The sequence below is a fragment of the Verrucomicrobiia bacterium genome (assembly GCA_035574275.1).
GTDB lineage: Bacteria > Zixibacteria > MSB-5A5 > DSPP01 > DSPP01 > DSPP01.
The window spans coordinates 1-17,964 of sequence record DATLYY010000017.1; the positions used below are offsets into that span (position 1 = coordinate 1).

Here is a 17,964-nt window from a genome sequence, read left to right on the forward strand (position 1 = left end):
TGAACGGCTGGATCGAAACGTACAACGAAACCTACCTGCACTCGGCCCTGGGCTACCAGCCGCCGAACAGGTTCGAGAAAACCTATAACCTCAGCCCGATGACTCCATATCAGGCCGCTTGACTAAAGGGGAGCAGTACAGAACAACGCCGGTTTTGGATATCAACGCCGGGTGCACACAAGCTCCTTGCCCGGATGTGCCTCCCAGCAACCGGATCTATCGGGCGGGGACTTCCTCCAAGGCGGTAAAAAATACGACAAGCTATCAGGTCAAAGCGGAGCAGAATTGGTGGGGGACTTCCTCGCCCAGTGCCAGCTTTTTTGAAGGATCGGTCGATTGGAATCCCTACCTCACTTCCGACCCGGGGCCGTATTGGAGACTGGGTACCAAAGAGGAGAAAACCACACGGCCTTTGGCATTCTCACTCGGCCAAAATTATCCCAATCCCTTCAACCCGACTACAACCATCAGCTTTTCTTTGCCCAAAGCGGAGAAAGTCAAACTGAAAATTTACAACCTCCTTGGGCAGGAAGTTTTGACTTTGGTGGACGGTGAGAAACCGGCCGGAACCCATCAAATCGTCTGGAATGGCCGGGATGAAAACGGGACTGCCGTGGCCAGTGGGATTTACTTCTACAAACTTGAGACGGCCAGCTTCAAAGAAGTCAAACGGATGATCTTTTTAAAGTGATGGATTCGACAAGCTCACCACAAGTGGAGGAAAAAATGAAAAAGCTAATTTTCGGAATGATGATAGGTTTGGCACTTTTTTCTATGGTTTGGGCCGAAAGCGTCAAACTGACCACAACCGTTTCCGGTTCAACGGATAAGGTGGGTGATGCCGACCGACCGGGCTTGCTCTTCAAATTCGACCTACCAGCTGTCCTGCAAAATGTCAGGGTTAATATGGCCAACCTGCGGTTTCAGGTTCAAACGGATACTAGCCGGGAACCCCTCGGCATACTCGTTCGGCCTATGCTGGCCCCGTGGACGTCCGGGATTCGGCTGGCCGCAATGTCCGAATCGGCCGCTTCTCCGTTCCACGTTAACTTTGGGCGGGTCGGGTTCAATAGCGGAACAGCAGAAGTGCGGCTCACGTACATAGTTCGCGCTTGGCAACAAGGAGAATTACCCAACTTCGGGATACTTGTTTATCCGGCGAAGACATCCGCATCAACTTTCCAACTTCGCAACTTGACCGATGGAAGCGTGGCCGAATTGGAGATACAATACACGGAGTCAGAGAAAAAGTAGGTGAAAAAGCACATAACAAAAAAAGCCCCCGTGCTTCGGGGGCTTTTTGTTGGTGCAATAAGTTAAATCCGGCGGAGGGTTTCCAAAACCTCGGCGGAGTGGCCGTCCACCTGAACGCGGGGAAAAACCTTGGCAATTTTTCCTTCAGAATCGATAATGAACGTGGTGCGCTCGATCCCCCAGAATTTCTTGCCGTACATATTCTTTTCCTTATAGACACCGTATGCTTTGGAAACCGAGGCGTCCGGGTCGGAAAGAAGGGTGAAGTTCAAGTTGTATTTCTGGGCAAAGTTCTGGTGGCTGGCCCAGTCGTCGTTGGAAACGCCCAAAACGACGGCCCCCGCGTTTTCCCATTCCGACTTGGTGTCCCGGAATGAACAGGCCTCCATTGTGCAGCCGGGGGTGTCGTCTTTGGGATAAAAGTAGAGCACCACTTTTTTGCCGCGGAAATCGGCCAGCGTATGCTCTCCGTCCGGATAGGCCCGCAGGCGAAAGTCGGGGGCCCGCATCCCCTCCATCAAGACCGGAGAGGGCTCGGTCGGCGGCGTTGGAACAGCCGGTGGCTTTGGAGCGCGGGGGCGACGGGGAGCCGCTTTCTTGGCACGCTTGACGACCCGTTTGGCCTTCTTGGCCGGCTTTCTGGCCTTGGCTTTGGGTTTTTTCGGTTTTCTCGCTTTTAAAACTTTCTTTCTGGCAGGCTTTTTGGACTTCTTTTTAGCTTTTCTGGGCATCGTACCTCCCTTTCCTCGGTTTTTGTTTCTCCTATGTGGCGAATTACAAAGCGACCGGAATGCCTCGGTGTTCCTCGATAAACTCCTCCACGAAAAATTTGTGCACCCGCCGGTCGGCGGTCAATTCCGGATGAAAAGCCAAAACCAGAATCTTCTCCGAGCGGGCCATCACCACTTCCTCCCCCAAGGTGGCGAGCGGGAGCACGGCCGGGCCGCAGGAGACCAGCTGCGGGGCGCGGATGAAGACCATTTCCAGCTTCGGGTTGTCGTCCCACATCGGCACCCGGCCGAAGTCGACGAAGGAATGAATCTGCCGGCCGTAGGCGTTGCGCCGGACGGTGATGTCAATCAGCTTCAACGGCTCGACGGTGGAATCCTCCACTTTTGTCGAAAGCAGAATCATCCCCGCGCAGGTGCCCATGATTGGCCGGGTTCCGGTGAATTTTTTGATAGCAGTATCCAGCCCTTCCGCGACCATCATTTTGCGGATGGTGGTCGATTCCCCGCCGGGCATTATCAAAGCCGAACAGGAGTTCAAATCCTCGGCCGTGCGAACCTCTTTGGCGGGCAAATTGATTTCTGCCAGGGCCTGCCGGTGTTTTGCGAAATCCCCCTGCAGGGCCAAAACGCCGATTGGGGAGCGTTCCGATACTCTCATCGAATCTGCAAAAGCTGGCTTTCCGGAATCAGCTTGATATCCAGCCCCTTCATCGGCTCCCCCAGTCCCTTGCAGGCCTCGGCCACCTTTTTGGGGTCTTTGTAGTGGGTGGTAGCCATTACAATCGCTTTGGCCCGCTTGGCCGGGTCTTCTGATTTGAAAATGCCGGAGCCGACGAAAACCGCTTCCGACCCCAGTTGCATCACCAAGGCGGCGTCAGCCGGGGTGGCAATGCCGCCGGCGGCAAAGTTGGGCACCGGCAGTTTGCCGGTTTTGGCCACTTCTTTAACCAGTTCATACGGGGCACCCAGATTTTTCGATTCGGACATGAGTTCTTCCTCACCGAGCGTGGTCAGCCGTTTGATGGCGCCAATAACTTCCCGGATATGTCGCACGGCCTCCACGATGTTGCCGGAGCCGGCCTCTCCCTTGGTGCGAATCATCGCCGCCCCTTCGCCAATCCGCCGCAGGGCCTCTCCTAAGTTGCGCGCCCCGCAAACGAAAGGGACTTTGAAGTCATGCTTGTCGATATGGTTTTTCTCGTCGGCTGGCGTTAAAACTTCGCTCTCGTCGATGTAGTCCACTTCCAAGGCCTCCAGAACCTGTGCTTCGGCAAAATGCCCGATGCGGCATTTGGCCATAACCGGGATGGTCACGGCGTTCTGAATTTCTTCAATGATCTTGGGGTCGGCCATCCGGGCCACCCCCCCCTCCTTGCGGATGTCCGCCGGCACCCGTTCCAAGGCCATCACGGCGCAGGCCCCCGCCTCCTCGGCGATTTTGGCCTGCTGGGCGGTGGTGACATCCATAATTACCCCACCCTTCAGCATTTCCGCCAACCCGACTTTAACTTTCCAGTTCTCTTCTCTGGTCATAATCGCTCGCCTTCCTTAGGAATTCCCTTCCGGTTTAATATACATTTTCCAATCCCCTTTTCCAATAGCGGGCCGGGCCTTCGAAAAAAAGCGAAAAGTCAAAAAATTCCCTTGACAAGTAGAGGCAACGGATTGATTATTCTCCCTTACCTTGAACGTAACGCATAGGAGACAGGAGGGAGCGATGAAAAGGTTCGGTTGGGCGTTGATTTTAACGCTCGCAACACTCGTTTTTGCTTCCACCGCCGCTTTCGGCGTGGAATTGAAGGGGAAGCTGGGGTTATCGGCCAACGGCGGGCTTTACAAGCTGGGGTTGACCGACCATTCCGATTATTGGACAATGGGCGGGGTGGTGGGGGCCGGCCTGAAATACGGGCTTACCCCCAAATGGGTTTTGGGCGTGGAAGGAACAGGCCGCATGACCTGGATGGCGGACACCTCCAAGTGGACGGATGGGGCCGGTTTCACCTTCAGCAACCTGGACGGGGGGCCCAAGCAAAAGGCCTTTTCCGTCGGGCTTTTGGGAGAATACCATTTCACGCCGGAGAAGAAATTTTCTCCGTACGTTTCCTTGGGCGCCGGGCTTTACATGTGGAAGTGGCAGGATTCCTCCGGCAACACCCTGATGTCCAACGACCCGTCGCTTTCGCAAACGGGGATTCCCGCCACGGATTTGAACGGCCAGCCGTACGAGTTGAAGGACCAGGAGCTCTACGGGATGCTCGGGTTGGGCTTTGCCTATTATTTCAGTGAAAATTTCAGCTGGGAACTGGGGGCCCGCGGCCGCTATCTTTCCCATTTCCTGACCGACTTCAAGGACAATTTGGATATCGTGGGAACGGGCGCCGGCGAATTGGACTTGCCCAAGCTTACGGCGGAAGTGTACACCGGGTTCTCCTTCTACTTCGGCGGAGGGGCCAAGGACGAGGACTTGGATGGCGTTTCGGATAAAAAGGATAAATGCCCCGGCACCAAAATCGGCTGCCGGGTGGACGAAACCGGCTGTCCGGTCGATTCGGACGGTGACGGGGTTTGCGACGGCATTGACGTCTGCGCCAACACACCCAAGGGGGCCAAGGTGGATGCCAAGGGCTGCCCGATGGATTCCGACGGGGACGGCGTTTCGGACGGCACCGACAAGTGCGACAACACCCCCAAGGGATGTTCTGTGGACGCCACCGGCTGTCCGACGGATGCGGATGGCGACGGCGTTTGCGATGGTCTGGACAAATGTGCCGACACTCCCAGGGGCTGCACGGTGGACGCCACCGGCTGCCCGACCGATTCGGACGGCGACGGCGTTTGCGACGGGGTTGACCAGTGCCCGAACACCCCGGCCGGAAGCAAGGTGAACGCCATCGGCTGCGTGCTGCCCACGGTCGAATACATTCCTGAACCGGACAAGCCGTTGGTTTTGAAAGGGGTCAACTTCCAAACCGGCAAGGCGGTTTTGCTGGAGGAATCCAAAAAGATTCTGGATGAAGTGGCCATCAGCTTGATGGCCCATCCGGAAGTGAAAGTGGAGGTCGGGGGGCATACGGATGCCACCGGTTCGGATGCGCACAATATGAACCTTTCCGAGCAGCGGGCCACTTCCGTCCGGAACTATCTGGCGGAAAAGGGTGTGAAAGCCGAAAACCTGTTCGTCAAAGGGTACGGCGAGACCACGCCGATTGCGGATAACAAGACCGCCGCCGGCCGGGCCCAGAATCGCCGGGTGGAGTTGAAGCGGGTGCAGTAGGTCTCTAAAAGGAGAACGAAAAAGGGCGTCCTTCGGGACGCCCTTTTTTTTGAACTATGCCGGCTTAAGTTCGGCCGTGCAGAAAGCACAGCGAGCGGCTTTGATCGGAATGTTCGACAGACAGTGGGGGCACTCCTTGGTGTTCGGAGCGGCCGGCGGGGGATGGCTTTTCAACCGGTTTATCTGCTTGACCAAAAGAAAAATTACAAAGGCGACGATGATGAAGTCGATTACAGTGTTTATAAACACACCGTAGCTCATCACCGGCACCCCAGCCGCTTTGGCTTCCGCCAGGGAGGTGAAGGATCGTCCCGACAGATTGATGAATAAATTGGAAAAATCGACGTTCCCCATCAATAGCCCAATCGGCGGCATCAACACATCCCCCACCAAGGAGCTTACGATTTTACCGAAGGCCGCGCCGATGATGATGCCGATTGCCATGTCCATCACATTTCCCTGCATCGCGAACGCCTTGAACTCTTTTAACATGCTTCCTCCTTTCGGGTTGGCCGGAAAGTAGCCGGAACGGCCCGCAAGTCAAGGCGGTTGAAGCAAACATCCTGTTGGATTGGAAAAGAAATAGCCCGCCGGGTGACGAAAATCATAATTCATTGTTTTTTTTCTTGACATAAAGGTAGCCGGAATTAACTTAACCCTGCTCTTGGAAATTAGACCATAAACCATTAACCAATGGGAGGTGCTTAATGCACAAGTATCTGTCCAAACCGGCACGCGGCTGGGTCTTTTTGGTGGGCGTGGTGCTTTTGGCTTCCGCTCTTTTGTGGGTGAGTTGCAGCGAAAAGCAGCCTGCCTCCACCCGTCCGGAACAGGCCGTGGCCTTGTCGGCCGGTGATTTGGGTCGTGTTATGGCCGTTCAAAGCCGCCATACCGACCGGCTGATGGAAATTGACGGCGTGGTCGGCACGGCCACCGGGCTTTCCGCCGCTGGCCGGCCGGTGGTCAAGATTTTGCTCGAGCGGGAAGGGGTGGCCGGTATTCCATCAACCGTTGACGGCATCCCCGTCGAGGTGATGGTCACGGGGAAGATTTACGCCCAGGCTTTGACCAAGCGGTACCGCCCCGTGCCGATTGGGGTTTCGGTCGGCAATAACGGCGAATGCGCCGCCGGAACCATCGGCTGCATGGTGGAGAAGGGAGGCCAGCATTACATCTTGAGCAACAATCACGTGTTGGCCCGTCAGAACGCCGCTTCCATCGGCGAAGACATTGTCCAGCCCGGGCGCTATGACAACAAGCCGAGGTGCGCCAACAAGGTCTCCACCGACAAGGTGGCTGATTTGTCGGACTTCGTGCCGATTGTCTTTTCCACCTCGGCCAACAACCGGGTGGACGCCGCCATCGCGCTTTTGTCCACCTCCGACTTTACTTGCGCCACCCTTCCGTCGTACTACGGTTTTCCCGGCACTACCAACGTGACGGCGACGGTTGGACTGGGGGTAAAGAAAGTGGGACGGACCTCGTCGCTTTCCACCGGTTCGGTGACGGCCGTCAACGCCACGGTCAACGTGGGGTATTCCGCCGGCACGGCCCGTTTCGTAGGACAGATACTGACAACCAGCATTTCCCGCTCGGGGGATTCCGGTTCCCTGGTGGTGACCAACGATGCCAACAACAATCCGGTTGGGCTTTTGTTCGCCGGCTCCAGTTCGGTCACTGTCGTGAATCCGATTGCGGATGTGCTTTCGGCTTTCAACGTGACGATTTGCAGCAATTAGTCAAATCGCTTAATCGCAAGCGGGAGTCCGAAAGGGCTCCCGCTTGTTTTTTTCTTTCGGGGGGGTTAATTATAGAATGAAGTGAATATGAAGTGGGTTTCAACTGCGGTTTTTGTACTGGTTTTGTTGACCGGATGTGCGGATTTAAACGATGCACAAGCTCCAAAGGAAATTAAAATGCCCGCCAAGACTATTGAACAAGTACAGGAAACCCACACCGAGCATTTGATGTCCATTCCCGGCGTGGTCGGTACGGCCATCGGCGAGTCGGGCGGAAGGCCCTGCATCAAGGTATTGGTAAGCCAAAAAACAGCCGAAATAGAGAAAAGGGTCCCGGCATCTTTGGAAGGGTATCCTGTGGTTATCGAGATAACCGGTGAGTTCAAGGCTCTAGACCCCGATACTTGATTTGATTTTTGGCTTGATTTTGGAAAACTAAAAGCTCATCTTTGCGGAGGATAAAATGGCGCAGCCCAAACAATTCGTTAAAGGCAAACCGGCCCCGAAAATAAAGGCCGAAACCGGCCCGATTTTCGGCAAGCGGAATTACATACTCTTTGCCGTTGGCTTGTTGGTCATAATTGCCGGCTTCATCTTTTTGGGCACCGGGGACACCGTCTTTGCGCCGATTCTTCTGGTCTTGGGCTATTGCGTGATTATCCCGGTTGCCATCATCATCAAGGACAAAAAGAAGGAACCGGAAGCATCTCCGGCTTTTCAGCCGACGGATAGACCGGCTTCTCCCGCATCCTGATTTTCTTTAAGAAAGCCTTCCTCCAAGCAGTTTTCTTTTCTCAATACAAGTCCGGCTATTGAAAATCCCTTCCAAATACGTTTTATTGGGGTCTGCAGTTTTGTGAATGATACGGCAACGGGGTCGTAGTTCAGTTGGTTAGAACGCCTGCCTGTCACGCAGGAGGTCGCGAGTTCGAGTCTCGTCGGCCCCGCTTTTTGCAAAGGAGATTTTGCCGGGGGCTTGGTTTTTTTCGAGGGGAAAAAGACCGGCCCGGGCGGTTAAAAAAATGCGTAACTTTCCTCGGACAGTTCTCGTCTCTATGTTAGGTCGGATATGAAAGGAGCTCCTATGCCGCGCGCTGTTTTGGTCGGTTTTTTTGCGTTTGTGTTGTTCGTTTTAGCTTTGGTCGGAGCGGAGGCCAAAACCACCCCGCCCGATGGGCTGCGGGAAAACACCCCGCAGGTTTTTGCCTTGACCAATGCCCGGTTGGTTTTGTCCCCGGGAAACACAATTGAAAAGGGAACGCTGGTTATTCGCGAAGGGGTAATCGAGGCGGTCGGCGCCAACGCCGCCGTCCCGGCGGATGCCGTCGTGCTGGATATGGAGGGGAAGACCATCTACCCCGGGCTTATCGATTCCTACTCGGACTGGGGCTTGCCTAAACCGCCCCAGCGGGCACCGGGCGGCCCCGGACGAAGACAACGGGCTCAACCGGAGCAACCCGAAGAGCCGCGCGGCCCGCGCTACTGGAACCCCAACGTTTTGGCCCATCAAAAAGCGGATAAATTATTCTCGGCGGATGAAGAGGCCGCCGGGAAACTCCGCGAGCAGGGGATCACCACGGTCCTTGCCGTGCCGACCAGGGGGCTTTTCAAAGGAACCTCGGCTCTGGTCAATCTGGGTGAAGGAAAACCGAACGATTTAATCGTCAAATCCACCGTCGCCCAACACATCTCTTTGCAAACCAACTCGATGGGTGATGATTATCCCAATTCGTTGATGGGGGCCATCACGTTGGTTCGCCAGACCCTTCTGGACGCTGACTGGTACCGCCAGGCGCAGGCGGCTTGGAGCCGCAATCCCAGACTGGTGCGGCCGGAAGTAAATGAAGCACTCGAGGCCTTGAACCAGCCGGTCGGCGCCTATGTAATCGAGGCCGGTGACGAACTGGATTTTCTGCGGGCGGCAAAAATCGGCAAAGAGTTCACCCTGCCTTTAATCGTGCGGGGGAGCGGCACGGAGTACTTACGACTGCAGGCCATCAAGGCAACCGGTCTGCCGGTCATTTTGCCGGTCAACTTTCCCGATCCCCCTTCGGTGGAAAACCCGGATGAAGCGGTTGAAGTAACTTTGCGCGAGCTGCGTTTGTGGGATGAAGCGCCCGAGAACCCGAAACGTCTATCGGAAGCCAAAATTCCTTTCGCCTTCACCTCGGCCACCCTGAAAGACCCCGGCAATTTTTTGAAAAACGTCAAAAAAACGGTGGAACGAGGGCTTTCAAAAGAAGCTGCCTTGGCCGCCCTGACCACCACGCCAGCCCGGCTCTTCGGCGTTGAAAACAAAGTCGGAACGCTCTCGGCCGGAAAGACCGCCAACCTGGTGGTTACCGACGGGGAGCTGTTCGCCGAAAAAACCAAAATCAAGGAAACCTGGGTGGACGGCAAGCGGTACGAAATCAAGCCAGACCCCTTGGTGGATGTGCGCGGCAAGTGGGATCTAACCCTTTCAACCGGCACCCAGCCGGAGGATTCGATAGTTCTGGATTTGAAAGGGGAAGCGGACGGGCCGGAAGGAAATTTCAAAATAAATAAGGAAGCCAAGCTTTCAAAAATTACTCTTTCCGGAAAACGGTTGACCTTCTCCTTCACCGGCGATTCGGTCGGTTTCAAGGGGGTGGTGCGGATGGGGGGGAACGTTTCCGCCGATGAGATTTTGGGCACCGGAGAGTTGGCGGATGGAAGCACATTCACTTGGAAAGCCAAACGGGTGGCGACGTTCACCCCCGAACCGGACACTTCAAAGGCCAAAAAGCCGGAAATGGCCTCCTTTACGCCGGTTTATCCGGCCGCCGAATTTGGAAGGCCAAAGCTTCCCGAACAGCCGGAATATGTTTTGGTGAAAAACGCCACCATCTGGACATCCGGACCGCAGGGAGTAATCGAAGAAGGCGATATGCTGGTGCGCCGGGGGAAAGTCGTCCGCCTCGGCCAAAACCTTTCCGCCCCCTCCGGCGCGCTGGTCATCAACGCCGAAGGGAAACACGTTACCCCCGGTCTGATTGACTGCCATTCCCATTCCGCCATTTCCGGCAACGTCAACGAATCGGGACAGACGATAACAGCCGAGGTGCGCATCGGAGATGTGGTGGACCCGGACGACATCGCCATCTACCGCCAGCTGGCGGGTGGGCTTACCGCCGCCAACTTGCTCCACGGCTCGGCCAACGCCATCGGCGGGCAGAACCAGGTCATCAAGCTCCGTTGGGGGGTCTCCGACCCGGAAGAGATGAAATTTGAAGGAGCCATACCGGGAATCAAATTTGCCTTGGGCGAAAACCCCAAGCAGTCGAACTGGGGGGACCAGTACACGACCCGCTACCCACAGACCCGGATGGGGGTGGAACAAATCATCCGGGACGCCTTCAAGGCCGGCTTGGATTATCAAAAAGACTGGGACGACTGGGCCAAAAACAAAAACCGCATTCCTCCCCGCCGGGATTTGGAGCTGGAGACCATCTCCGAAATTCTGCAGAAAAAAAGGATCGTCCACTCCCATTCCTACCGGCAGGATGAGATTCTGATGCTCATGCGGGTGGCCCAGGATTTCGGCTTCACCATCGGCACCTTTCAGCATGTGCTGGAGGGATACAAAGTGGCCGACGAGATGGCCCGGCTGGGAATCGGCGCCTCCTGTTTTTCCGACTGGTGGGCCTATAAATTCGAGGTGTACGACGCCATTCCCTACAACGGGACTTTGATGCATAATGCGGGCGTGGTGGTCTCCTTCAATTCCGATTCGGACGAACTGGCCCGCCGGTTGAACCTGGAAGCAGCCAAGGCGGTCAAATACGGCGGCGTGCCACCGGCCGAGGCGCTTAAATTTGTGACCTTGAACCCGGCCAAGCAGCTACGCATCGACGGCCGGGTCGGCTCGCTGGAGGCCGGAAAGGATGCCGATTTCGTACTCTGGAGCCAAAGCCCCCTTTCCACCTATACGGTTTGCGAACAGACCTGGATTGATGGGCGGAAGTATTTCGATAAGAACGAAGATGCCAAGTTGCGTGCCGAAGTCACCCGCCAGCGCGCCGTATTGACTCAGAAAATCCTGGCGGAGAAAAAATCGGGCAAGGAGGGCTCCGGCGAACGCGGGGGCTGGAAACGCCCGGGTGAAAGAAAAGTGCACAATTGTATGGACGAGGAGGTGCAGCCGTGAAAAAAATTCTTGGATTGACGACGATGCTCGGCTTCGGGCTGGCCGCCGCGCTTTGGGGCTTTGACCAGCGGCCGGCCCCACCGCAAAGCCATCCGATCGCCCTGGTCGGCGGCACGGTTCATACTGTCACCGGCGGGGAACTGGCCGGGGCTACCGTTCTTTTCGACAGGGGAAAAATCAGCGCCATCGGCCGGGGCATTTCGCTTCCACCCGGCGCGGAAGTAATCGACGTAACCGGCCGACATATTTACCCCGGGCTCATCGACCCCTTTTCCAATCTGGGGCTGACCGAAATCGGCGCCGTTCGGGCCACCAACGACGTTTCCGAAACCGGGCGCATCAATCCCAACGCCCGGGCCGAAGTGGCGGTCAATCCGGAATCGGAACTGATTCCGGTGGCTCGCGCCAACGGTGTCACCACGGCTCTGACCGCACCGGAGGGAGGAATCATTTCAGGAACGGCCGCCCTCATTAATCTGGACGGCTGGACTTGGGAAGAGATGACTTTCAAAGCCCCGGCCGCTCTGGTGGTCAACTGGCCCCAAATGACCCCCCAGCGGGCCTGGTGGGTCACGGAATCGGAGGAGGAGCAGAAGAAAAACCGGGAGCGGAACTTGAAGGAACTTTTCCAAGCGTTCAAGGATGCCCGCGCCTACTGGACGGCCAAGAAAGCGACCGCCCGAAGCGGCAAGAGCATTCCCACCGATATGCGCTGGGAGGCGATGGTTCCGGTTTTTGAAAGGAAACTGCCGGTTTTGGTGATGGCCAACAACATCCAGCAAATCCACGCTGCCATCGCTTGGGCCGATGAGGAAAAAATAAAAATCATCATCGGCGGCGGCTACGACGCCTGGCGGGCGGCTGAGCTTCTGAAATCTAAAAACATCCCGGTTCTGGTCGGCGGCACCTTGCGCCAGCCGGCACGTCGATACGAGGATTACGATATGGCCTATTCGGTTCCAGCCAAGCTCTATCAGGCCGGGGTTAAATTCGCCCTCTTCGGCGACGGCGGGGCCTCCAACGAGCGGAATCTGCCCTACCATGCGGCGATGGCCTCGGCCTATGGCTTGCCTAGGGAAGCGGCCTTGAAGGCGATTACACTCTTTCCGGCGGAAATCTTCGGTGTGGCCGACCGCATCGGCTCCTTGGAAGTGGGCAAGGATGCCACCCTCATCGTCACCACCGGCGACCCCTTGGAAATCACCACCAACGTGGAGATTGAATTTATCCAAGGGAAAAAAGTCGATTTGACTTCCCGCCACACGCAGTTGTACGAAAAATATAAGGTAAAATACCAGCAGAAAGCTCCCGCCAACGGCCGTATGCGGGCCGGGGAAGAAGAGGAAGAAGCAAAGTAATCGGACATCTGTCGTCGTAGTTCTGCAGGGGCAACCTTCCGGTTGCCCCTTTTCATTTGTCTTCGTTGGCTGATCCGATATTTCCTCTCTTCCCCGCCAAAGGGAACGAAACCCAAAGGCCGGAGGGGGGGTTCTGAAGCGGCACTTAAGGCCATATGTCCCCCCTGCTTTCCATTGACAGCCGTATCTCCCCTATTTACTTTTCCGGCCTATGCGCAACCGGCTGGCCAAAGTTTATTCCTCCTCGCTTTTGGGCATCGACGCTTATCTGGTGGAAGTGGAGGCCGACATCACCGGTGGAATGCCCTATTTCGCCACGGTCGGGTTGCCGGAAGGGGCCGTGCGGGAAGCCAAGGAGCGGGTTGCCTCCGCCGTAAAAAATTCCGGCTTCTCCTTCCCCCGTCAAAAAGTAACCATCAATCTGGCTCCGGCGGACATCAAAAAGGAAGGGAGCGCTTTCGATTTGCCGATGGCCGTCGGCATCCTAGCCGCCACGGGACAATTGGGACGGGAGGACTTTTCGGACGTGGTGCTGGTGGGGGAGCTTTCCTTGAATGGCGACATCCGTCCCGTCCCCGGCATCCTGCCGATTGCAATGGCTTTGAAGCAGAACGGCAGCCGGGCGCTTTTGGTGCCAAAGGAAAACGCCGCCGAGGCAGCCATGGCCACCGGCCTGCCGGTATATCCCATCTCCTCCCTCCGGGAGGCGGCCGGTTTTCTGGAAGGAGACGAGCGCATCGAACCGTTCACGCTGGACATCAATTTGGTCTTTCAAAAAGCACTCGATTATCCGCTTGATTTCGCCGAAGTGAAGGGACAGGAAGCTGTCAAGCGGGCTTTGGAAGTGGCCGCTGCCGGCTCGCACAACATTCTGCTAATCGGTCCGCCCGGTTCGGGCAAGACGATGCTCTCCCGCCGGCTGCCGACCATCTTGCCGCCGTTGACCGTCGAGGAAGCATTGGAAACAACCAAAATTCATTCTGTCGCCGGACAGCTGGAGCCGGGGGTGCCCCTTCTGGCCACCCGCCCGTTTCGTAGCCCGCACCACACGATTTCAGACGCCGGTTTAATCGGCGGAGGCACGGTCCCCCGCCCGGGCGAGGTTTCGTTGGCCCACCATGGCGTTTTGTTTTTGGACGAGATGCCGGAGTTCAAAAAAGATGTGCTGGAGGTTTTGCGCCAGCCGATGGAAGATGGCAAGGTCACCATTTCCCGCGCCAAGATCTCTTTGACCTATCCCTCTCAGTTCCAGCTTGTGGCCGCGATGAATCCCTGCAAGTGTGGATTTTCTGGTGATCCGAGCGGAAAATGCCATTGTTCTCCTGCGGAAATTCAAAGATACGTTTCGAAAATTTCAGGCCCACTTTTAGATCGCATCGACATTCACATAGAAGTTCCTGCAGTAAAATTTAAAGAATTAGCTGCGAGTGAAAGCGCAGAACCCTCTGCGAAAATTCGCGAAAGGGTAATTTCCGCTCGCAAAATTCAAACGGAGCGTTTCTCGAGGGAAAAGAAGGTCTTTGCGAATGCGCACATGCAGACGCGTCACCTGAAGAAGTATTGTCAGATAACTTCTGCAGGGCAAGAACTCCTGCGGGCAGCTATGTCGCGGCTGGGATTGTCAGCTCGAGCCTACGACAGAATTCTAAAAGTAGCTCGCACCATAGCCGATCTGGAAGCCAGCCCCGACATCAAAGAATCCCACCTTTCCGAAGCCATCCAATATCGGACATTGGATAGGAATTTGTGGATGTAAAAAGGTGCAACAGCCTAACAGGGTAACGTCGTACCTGAAAAAACCAGATTCAACTCAAGAACCACATCCGCTGGAGTTAAATTGCTGGAGCAGTTCAGGTCGGCCACCGAAAGAGGGCAAGTGCCCGTGCCCGCAAAAACACAGTTCAACATCAACACGACATCAGAGGGTGAAAGCTGTCCATCGTTGGAAAGGTCCCCCTTGATGCCGGAGAAAGGTTTTCGGGGAAGGGTCGTAAAAATCGTGCTATCGACGCGGACTTGTACCCCGCTTACCACCAGCGAATCGAACAAACTGGCGGGCGGCGGTACGAAGTGCAGAGTGTAGGTGCCGGGCACGAGAATGCCAGCAAAACTACCGACGGCATCGGTTGTACCCTTGGTCAAGGGAACTTCCGGAGAACCAAAGGCCCGCACCCGCACACCGGAAATCGGGTTGGCGGACGAATCGCGAACCGTGCCGGAGAGCTCCACGCCGTGGCGCAAGGTCAAATTGATTGCCGTGTCATTTACAATGGAAGCTCCCGCAAATGAGGCTCCCGCGAAGCGGGAAGCCAAGGGCGGCGTGTAGGCCAAATCGAGTGTGCCCGGCGGAACGACGACTTCATAATATCCGGTTGAATCGGTGTTATCGGAAGGAGTGTATAGTTCGTTTCCGGACGAGGTGATGAAAGCGTCGAAATCCACCTCGAAGATTGGAATGTTCGACGAATCCCTGATGAATCCCGAAACAACCCGCCCGGAATCGAGCGTAACATTCAGGGTCATATTGGAATTGAGCGCAAAATTGGGGAAATCTTTGGCCGCCCGGCGGATGGATTTGGGCGGTTCGAATTCGACCGTGTAGCTGCCTGGCACGGCCACCACCGAGTAATTCCCCAACGCGTTGGTAAAGTGATTGGCTAAAGGCACCTTGGCGCCGGTCGCCGAATTTACAAATTTTATGTTTATGTTGGAAAGCCCGCCACCGCCCGCGCGCTGCACATTACCGGAAAGGGTGAATCCGGCCAGAACGGTGGCGTTTAATGTTCGGTCGGCGGCTACTGCCACGTGCAAGCTTTCCACCGGTGCCAGACCGGAAACCACAGGCGGCTGGAAGGTGACATCGTAGGCCCCCGCAGGCACCACGATTTGATAAAAGCCGGTGCCATCCGTGAAATCGAACGGGGTGGGGATTTTGGTGTTGGTCAGCGTGTCGTGCACGTCGATATCGACGTTGGCCACCCCGGCGTTGTCGCTGGCGCGACGGACGAATCCGGAAAGATACAATCCGGGTTGCAAGACGAAGTCAATCGACGTATCCTTGGTTACAGGCACAGAAAATTTCAGCCCGGCTATCAATTTGTCATCCACCAAGGGCTCCACGGTTATGTCGTAAGTCCCGGCTCCCACCACCACCTGATAAAAACCGTTGTTGTCTGTATTGTCGTTTGGCGTGGGGATGCGGGCCTGGGTGGCGGAAACATCAAAGTCCATATCGGCATCCCGAACCGGCTGGCTGTTATTGTCGACGACCGTGCCGGAAACGAAAAAGCCGGCTTGCAACACCACGTCCCGTGTCTGGTTGGAGTTGAAGATTATCCCCTTGAATTCTGCTGCCACCAGTTTTTGGGCGGCGACGGGGCGATAGGTCAACGTGTAAACTCCATTCGCGGGAAGCACCAATGAGTAAAAACCGAACGGATCGGTGTTGTCGGTCGGGTTGGGCGTGTAGACCAACTGTCCCGTCAACTCATCGGTGACATTCAAATCAATATCCGGCTGACCCACCCCGGCCGTATCCCGCACGAAGCCGGAAAGGGTGAAGCCGAGCGGCACGGTGTCGTTGAACACCTGGTTGCCGGAAAGCAGGTAGCCCGTGTTGTAAACGGGTGCCAGATTGCTGACCGCTGGCGGCGTAAAGGCAACATCGTAGGTGCCCGCGGGCAGGCCAAAGGGCTGGTTCAAATTGTAGTTTCCCAAAGCGTCTGTTTTGTCAGTCAAAATCCCCACGGGATTGCCATTGATGTCATATAAATCTACATCAACGTTTGCAATCCCTGTCCCGTTGGGATCGGTGATTTTTCCGGACAGGGTAAACTGGGCCTGCGTTCCGGATGCCAGCCCCAAAATCAAAACGATACTCCAAACCAAACGCCCGAACATATTGCCTCCTCTGATGAAAAGCCCCGTTGTCAGCGAATCAAGGCCGCCTTTAAGACTTTCTCCATTCGTTGCAAACCGCTCGTTTCCCGCAGGATTATTTTGCAGAAGTAAACCCCGGATGCGGCCGGTTCGCCGTTGTCGTTGTGTCCGTTCCAAAACAGTTCGCGCCCGTTTATCTGGCCGCCAGAAAGTTTTTTTTCCTCCTTAAAAACGATTTCCCCCGCTGGGGTGAAGATAGTGAGCAATGCCTTCCAATTGCCGGACAGAGCAGTCAAATCAACCGGAAAGTATATGAAGGAGTTTACCGCCGGACGAAAGGGGTTGGGATAAGCATCCAGAATCCGCTCCTCGCCGGGGGGGGTAATCCGCACCGGCTGGCCGGGGAGCGTAACGTCAATGGTGGTGTCGTTCAATACCTGCACCAACCCTGGCAGCGTGTCGGCGAGGAAGTTGGTCGCGCCGGCCGGCGGATTGATAACAATCGTGTAACTGTCCGGAGGGACGGCGACTTTGATTACCCCAAATTGGTCGGCGTTGTCGGTTGGGGTGAACATTTCATTCGAGGGAGGAGGAAATTCGCGAATCACGTCCAAATCAGCAAAAGGCACCGGTTTATTTAGAGAGTCAACGACACGCACGGTCAGAAGGACGCCTCGGTTAAGCGTTTGGGTGATGGAGGTATCCGAAGTCAGCGCAAAAGAGCGCACTTTCTTGGCTACAAAGTGAGAATCTCGCGGCGGTACGAAAAGAAAATCATACATGTTGCCTGGGGCTACCACGGTCAGTTTGCCCAGCGAATCGCTCGTGTTGCGGGGAAGAAAGATTTTGTTCCCCAACGTGTCTTCTAAATCCAAATCCACGCCGGCAATCGGCGTTCTGGCTGGATTAAACGTCGTATCGATAGTCGTAGCGGAAACAAAAAAGCCGGAGCGAATGGTGACGTTAATGACCGTATCGCGGCCGGAAATTTTCACCGTATCCAACTGTAGCCCCACCTGTCTCCGTCCCGGGGCCGGGGCGTAGCGGAAGCGGTAGGCGCCGTTGGGAATGACGATTCTATAGTTGCCCAAACTGTCGGTCTTGTCGCCGGGGGTGAAAAGACGTTTCTTGCTGACCCAGTCGTCCACCGCCAAATTGATGGAGTCGATCGGCTTTCCCGCCGTGTCGGTCGCCTGTCCAGCGACGGCCCAGCCAAATCCAAGACGTATGTCCGGCAGGACGCGCGATGAAAAAAGTGGGACGCTTAAAGTTTCCTTTGCAACCAAATTTGTGTTATACGGATAGAGCGGATCATAAGTAATCCGATATGTGCCGGGTGTGCTGACGCAAACGCTATAATAGCCCGAAGAATCGGTGTTATCGCAAACGTAGGGCATTTTGAACCCCAGTAAGAAGAAATCCAAATCAACTTTCCGCACTGGTTTGCCATTGGCATCCACTACGCGCCCCTGTATAGTGAGTTGAGGGGGAGCACAAACCTGCGGACACTGGCAAAAGCTTTTCTTGGGGATTACGGTTAGTAGGGCGAAGGACATTCCCA

Annotated in this window: 15 protein-coding genes and 1 tRNA gene; 10 read left to right on the plus strand and 6 right to left on the minus strand. The window is 55.7% G+C overall.

The genetic code is table 11. The features are described 5' to 3' along the window. Positions 1-118 precede the first annotated feature (118 nt). Both VNL73_02790 and VNL73_02795 read left to right on the plus strand, forming a co-directional pair. A complete protein-coding gene (locus VNL73_02790) occupies positions 119-691 on the plus strand; it encodes a FlgD immunoglobulin-like domain containing protein (protein HXF48338.1) in 573 nt (190 codons plus the stop codon). 35 nt (positions 692-726) lie between these two features. After that, positions 727-1,254 carry a hypothetical protein gene (locus VNL73_02795; GenBank protein ID HXF48339.1) on the plus strand — a complete coding sequence of 176 codons (528 nt, stop codon included), beginning with the start codon at positions 727-729 and terminating at the stop codon, positions 1,252-1,254. Positions 1,255-1,316: 62 nt separating this feature from the next. On the opposite strand, the gene bcp is transcribed toward VNL73_02795, so the two are convergent. From bcp to pdxS, 3 genes are all read right to left on the minus strand, one after another. Beyond that, complete coding sequence (gene bcp, locus VNL73_02800; protein ID HXF48340.1) at positions 1,317-1,772, minus strand: thioredoxin-dependent thiol peroxidase; 456 nt, start codon at positions 1,770-1,772, stop codon at positions 1,317-1,319. Positions 1,773-2,028: 256 nt separating this feature from the next. Continuing rightward, positions 2,029-2,643, minus strand: coding sequence for a pyridoxal 5'-phosphate synthase glutaminase subunit PdxT (pdxT, locus tag VNL73_02805; GenBank protein HXF48341.1), 615 nt, complete (start codon positions 2,641-2,643; stop codon positions 2,029-2,031). Beyond that, complete coding sequence (gene pdxS, locus VNL73_02810; GenBank protein ID HXF48342.1) at positions 2,640-3,518, minus strand: pyridoxal 5'-phosphate synthase lyase subunit PdxS; 879 nt, start codon at positions 3,516-3,518, stop codon at positions 2,640-2,642. Before pdxS ends, pdxT begins: the two co-directional genes overlap by 4 nt. A 184-nt stretch (positions 3,519-3,702) precedes the next feature. Between pdxS and VNL73_02815 the strand changes: the two genes are divergently transcribed. Next, positions 3,703-5,259 (plus strand): OmpA family protein, encoded by a 1,557-nt coding sequence (locus VNL73_02815; protein ID HXF48343.1) that lies wholly within the window; start codon positions 3,703-3,705, stop codon positions 5,257-5,259. Positions 5,260-5,313: 54 nt separating this feature from the next. Here VNL73_02815 and mscL read toward each other — a convergent pair whose 3' ends face one another. Beyond that, on the minus strand, positions 5,314-5,751 hold the full coding sequence (mscL, locus tag VNL73_02820) for a large conductance mechanosensitive channel protein MscL (protein HXF48344.1): 438 nt from the start codon (positions 5,749-5,751) through the stop codon (positions 5,314-5,316). 215 nt (positions 5,752-5,966) lie between these two features. Between mscL and VNL73_02825 the strand changes: the two genes are divergently transcribed. The 7 genes from VNL73_02825 to VNL73_02855 all read left to right on the plus strand — a co-directional run bounded on the left by VNL73_02825 (position 5,967) and on the right by VNL73_02855 (position 14,280). After that, the gene (locus tag VNL73_02825; protein ID HXF48345.1) at positions 5,967-6,998 is read left to right on the plus strand and encodes a serine protease; all 1,032 of its coding nucleotides are present in this window, start codon (positions 5,967-5,969) and stop codon (positions 6,996-6,998) included. An 87-nt stretch (positions 6,999-7,085) separates the two neighbouring features. Further along, positions 7,086-7,406, plus strand: a complete 321-nt coding sequence (locus VNL73_02830) for a hypothetical protein (GenBank protein ID HXF48346.1) — start codon at positions 7,086-7,088, stop codon at positions 7,404-7,406. 55 nt (positions 7,407-7,461) lie between these two features. Further along, positions 7,462-7,752, plus strand: coding sequence for a hypothetical protein (locus tag VNL73_02835; protein ID HXF48347.1), 291 nt, complete (start codon positions 7,462-7,464; stop codon positions 7,750-7,752). 119 nt (positions 7,753-7,871) lie between these two features. Continuing rightward, positions 7,872-7,945 (plus strand) — tRNA-Asp (locus tag VNL73_02840). A gap of 137 nt (positions 7,946-8,082) precedes the next feature. After that, complete coding sequence (locus tag VNL73_02845) at positions 8,083-11,166, plus strand: amidohydrolase family protein (GenBank protein ID HXF48348.1); 3,084 nt, start codon at positions 8,083-8,085, stop codon at positions 11,164-11,166. After that, positions 11,163-12,524: an amidohydrolase family protein gene (locus VNL73_02850; protein HXF48349.1), complete on the plus strand. Its 1,362-nt coding sequence runs from the start codon at positions 11,163-11,165 to the stop codon at positions 12,522-12,524. The genes VNL73_02845 and VNL73_02850 overlap by 4 nt, the downstream gene beginning before the upstream one ends. A 211-nt stretch (positions 12,525-12,735) precedes the next feature. Next, positions 12,736-14,280 carry a YifB family Mg chelatase-like AAA ATPase gene (locus VNL73_02855; GenBank protein HXF48350.1) on the plus strand — a complete coding sequence of 515 codons (1,545 nt, stop codon included), beginning with the start codon at positions 12,736-12,738 and terminating at the stop codon, positions 14,278-14,280. 14 nt (positions 14,281-14,294) lie between these two features. Here VNL73_02855 and VNL73_02860 read toward each other — a convergent pair whose 3' ends face one another. Both VNL73_02860 and VNL73_02865 read right to left on the minus strand, forming a co-directional pair. Continuing rightward, the gene (locus tag VNL73_02860) at positions 14,295-16,424 is read right to left on the minus strand and encodes a carboxypeptidase regulatory-like domain-containing protein (GenBank protein ID HXF48351.1); all 2,130 of its coding nucleotides are present in this window, start codon (positions 16,422-16,424) and stop codon (positions 14,295-14,297) included. A 29-nt stretch (positions 16,425-16,453) separates the two neighbouring features. Continuing rightward, on the minus strand, positions 16,454-17,842 hold the full coding sequence (locus VNL73_02865; GenBank protein HXF48352.1) for a hypothetical protein: 1,389 nt from the start codon (positions 17,840-17,842) through the stop codon (positions 16,454-16,456). Positions 17,843-17,964 lie beyond the last annotated feature (122 nt).

What these genes read in the sequence shown, in the direction of transcription:
- VNL73_02845 (HXF48348.1), top strand. Translation starts at nt 8,083, where the DNA reads ATGCCGCGCGCTGTTTTGGTCGGTTTTTTTGCGTTTGTGTTGTTCGTT.
- VNL73_02835 (HXF48347.1), top strand. Translation starts at nt 7,462, where the DNA reads ATGGCGCAGCCCAAACAATTCGTTAAAGGCAAACCGGCCCCGAAAATA.
- pdxS (HXF48342.1), bottom strand. Translation starts at nt 3,518, where the DNA reads ATGACCAGAGAAGAGAACTGGAAAGTTAAAGTCGGGTTGGCGGAAATG.
- VNL73_02855 (HXF48350.1), top strand. Translation starts at nt 12,736, where the DNA reads ATGCGCAACCGGCTGGCCAAAGTTTATTCCTCCTCGCTTTTGGGCATC.
- VNL73_02815 (HXF48343.1), top strand. Translation starts at nt 3,703, where the DNA reads ATGAAAAGGTTCGGTTGGGCGTTGATTTTAACGCTCGCAACACTCGTT.
- pdxT (HXF48341.1), bottom strand. Translation starts at nt 2,643, where the DNA reads ATGAGAGTATCGGAACGCTCCCCAATCGGCGTTTTGGCCCTGCAGGGG.
- bcp (HXF48340.1), bottom strand. Translation starts at nt 1,772, where the DNA reads ATGGAGGGGATGCGGGCCCCCGACTTTCGCCTGCGGGCCTATCCGGAC.
- VNL73_02795 (HXF48339.1), top strand. Translation starts at nt 727, where the DNA reads ATGAAAAAGCTAATTTTCGGAATGATGATAGGTTTGGCACTTTTTTCT.
- mscL (HXF48344.1), bottom strand. Translation starts at nt 5,751, where the DNA reads ATGTTAAAAGAGTTCAAGGCGTTCGCGATGCAGGGAAATGTGATGGAC.
- VNL73_02830 (HXF48346.1), top strand. Translation starts at nt 7,086, where the DNA reads ATGAAGTGGGTTTCAACTGCGGTTTTTGTACTGGTTTTGTTGACCGGA.
- VNL73_02860 (HXF48351.1), bottom strand. Translation starts at nt 16,424, where the DNA reads ATGTTCGGGCGTTTGGTTTGGAGTATCGTTTTGATTTTGGGGCTGGCA.
- VNL73_02825 (HXF48345.1), top strand. Translation starts at nt 5,967, where the DNA reads ATGCACAAGTATCTGTCCAAACCGGCACGCGGCTGGGTCTTTTTGGTG.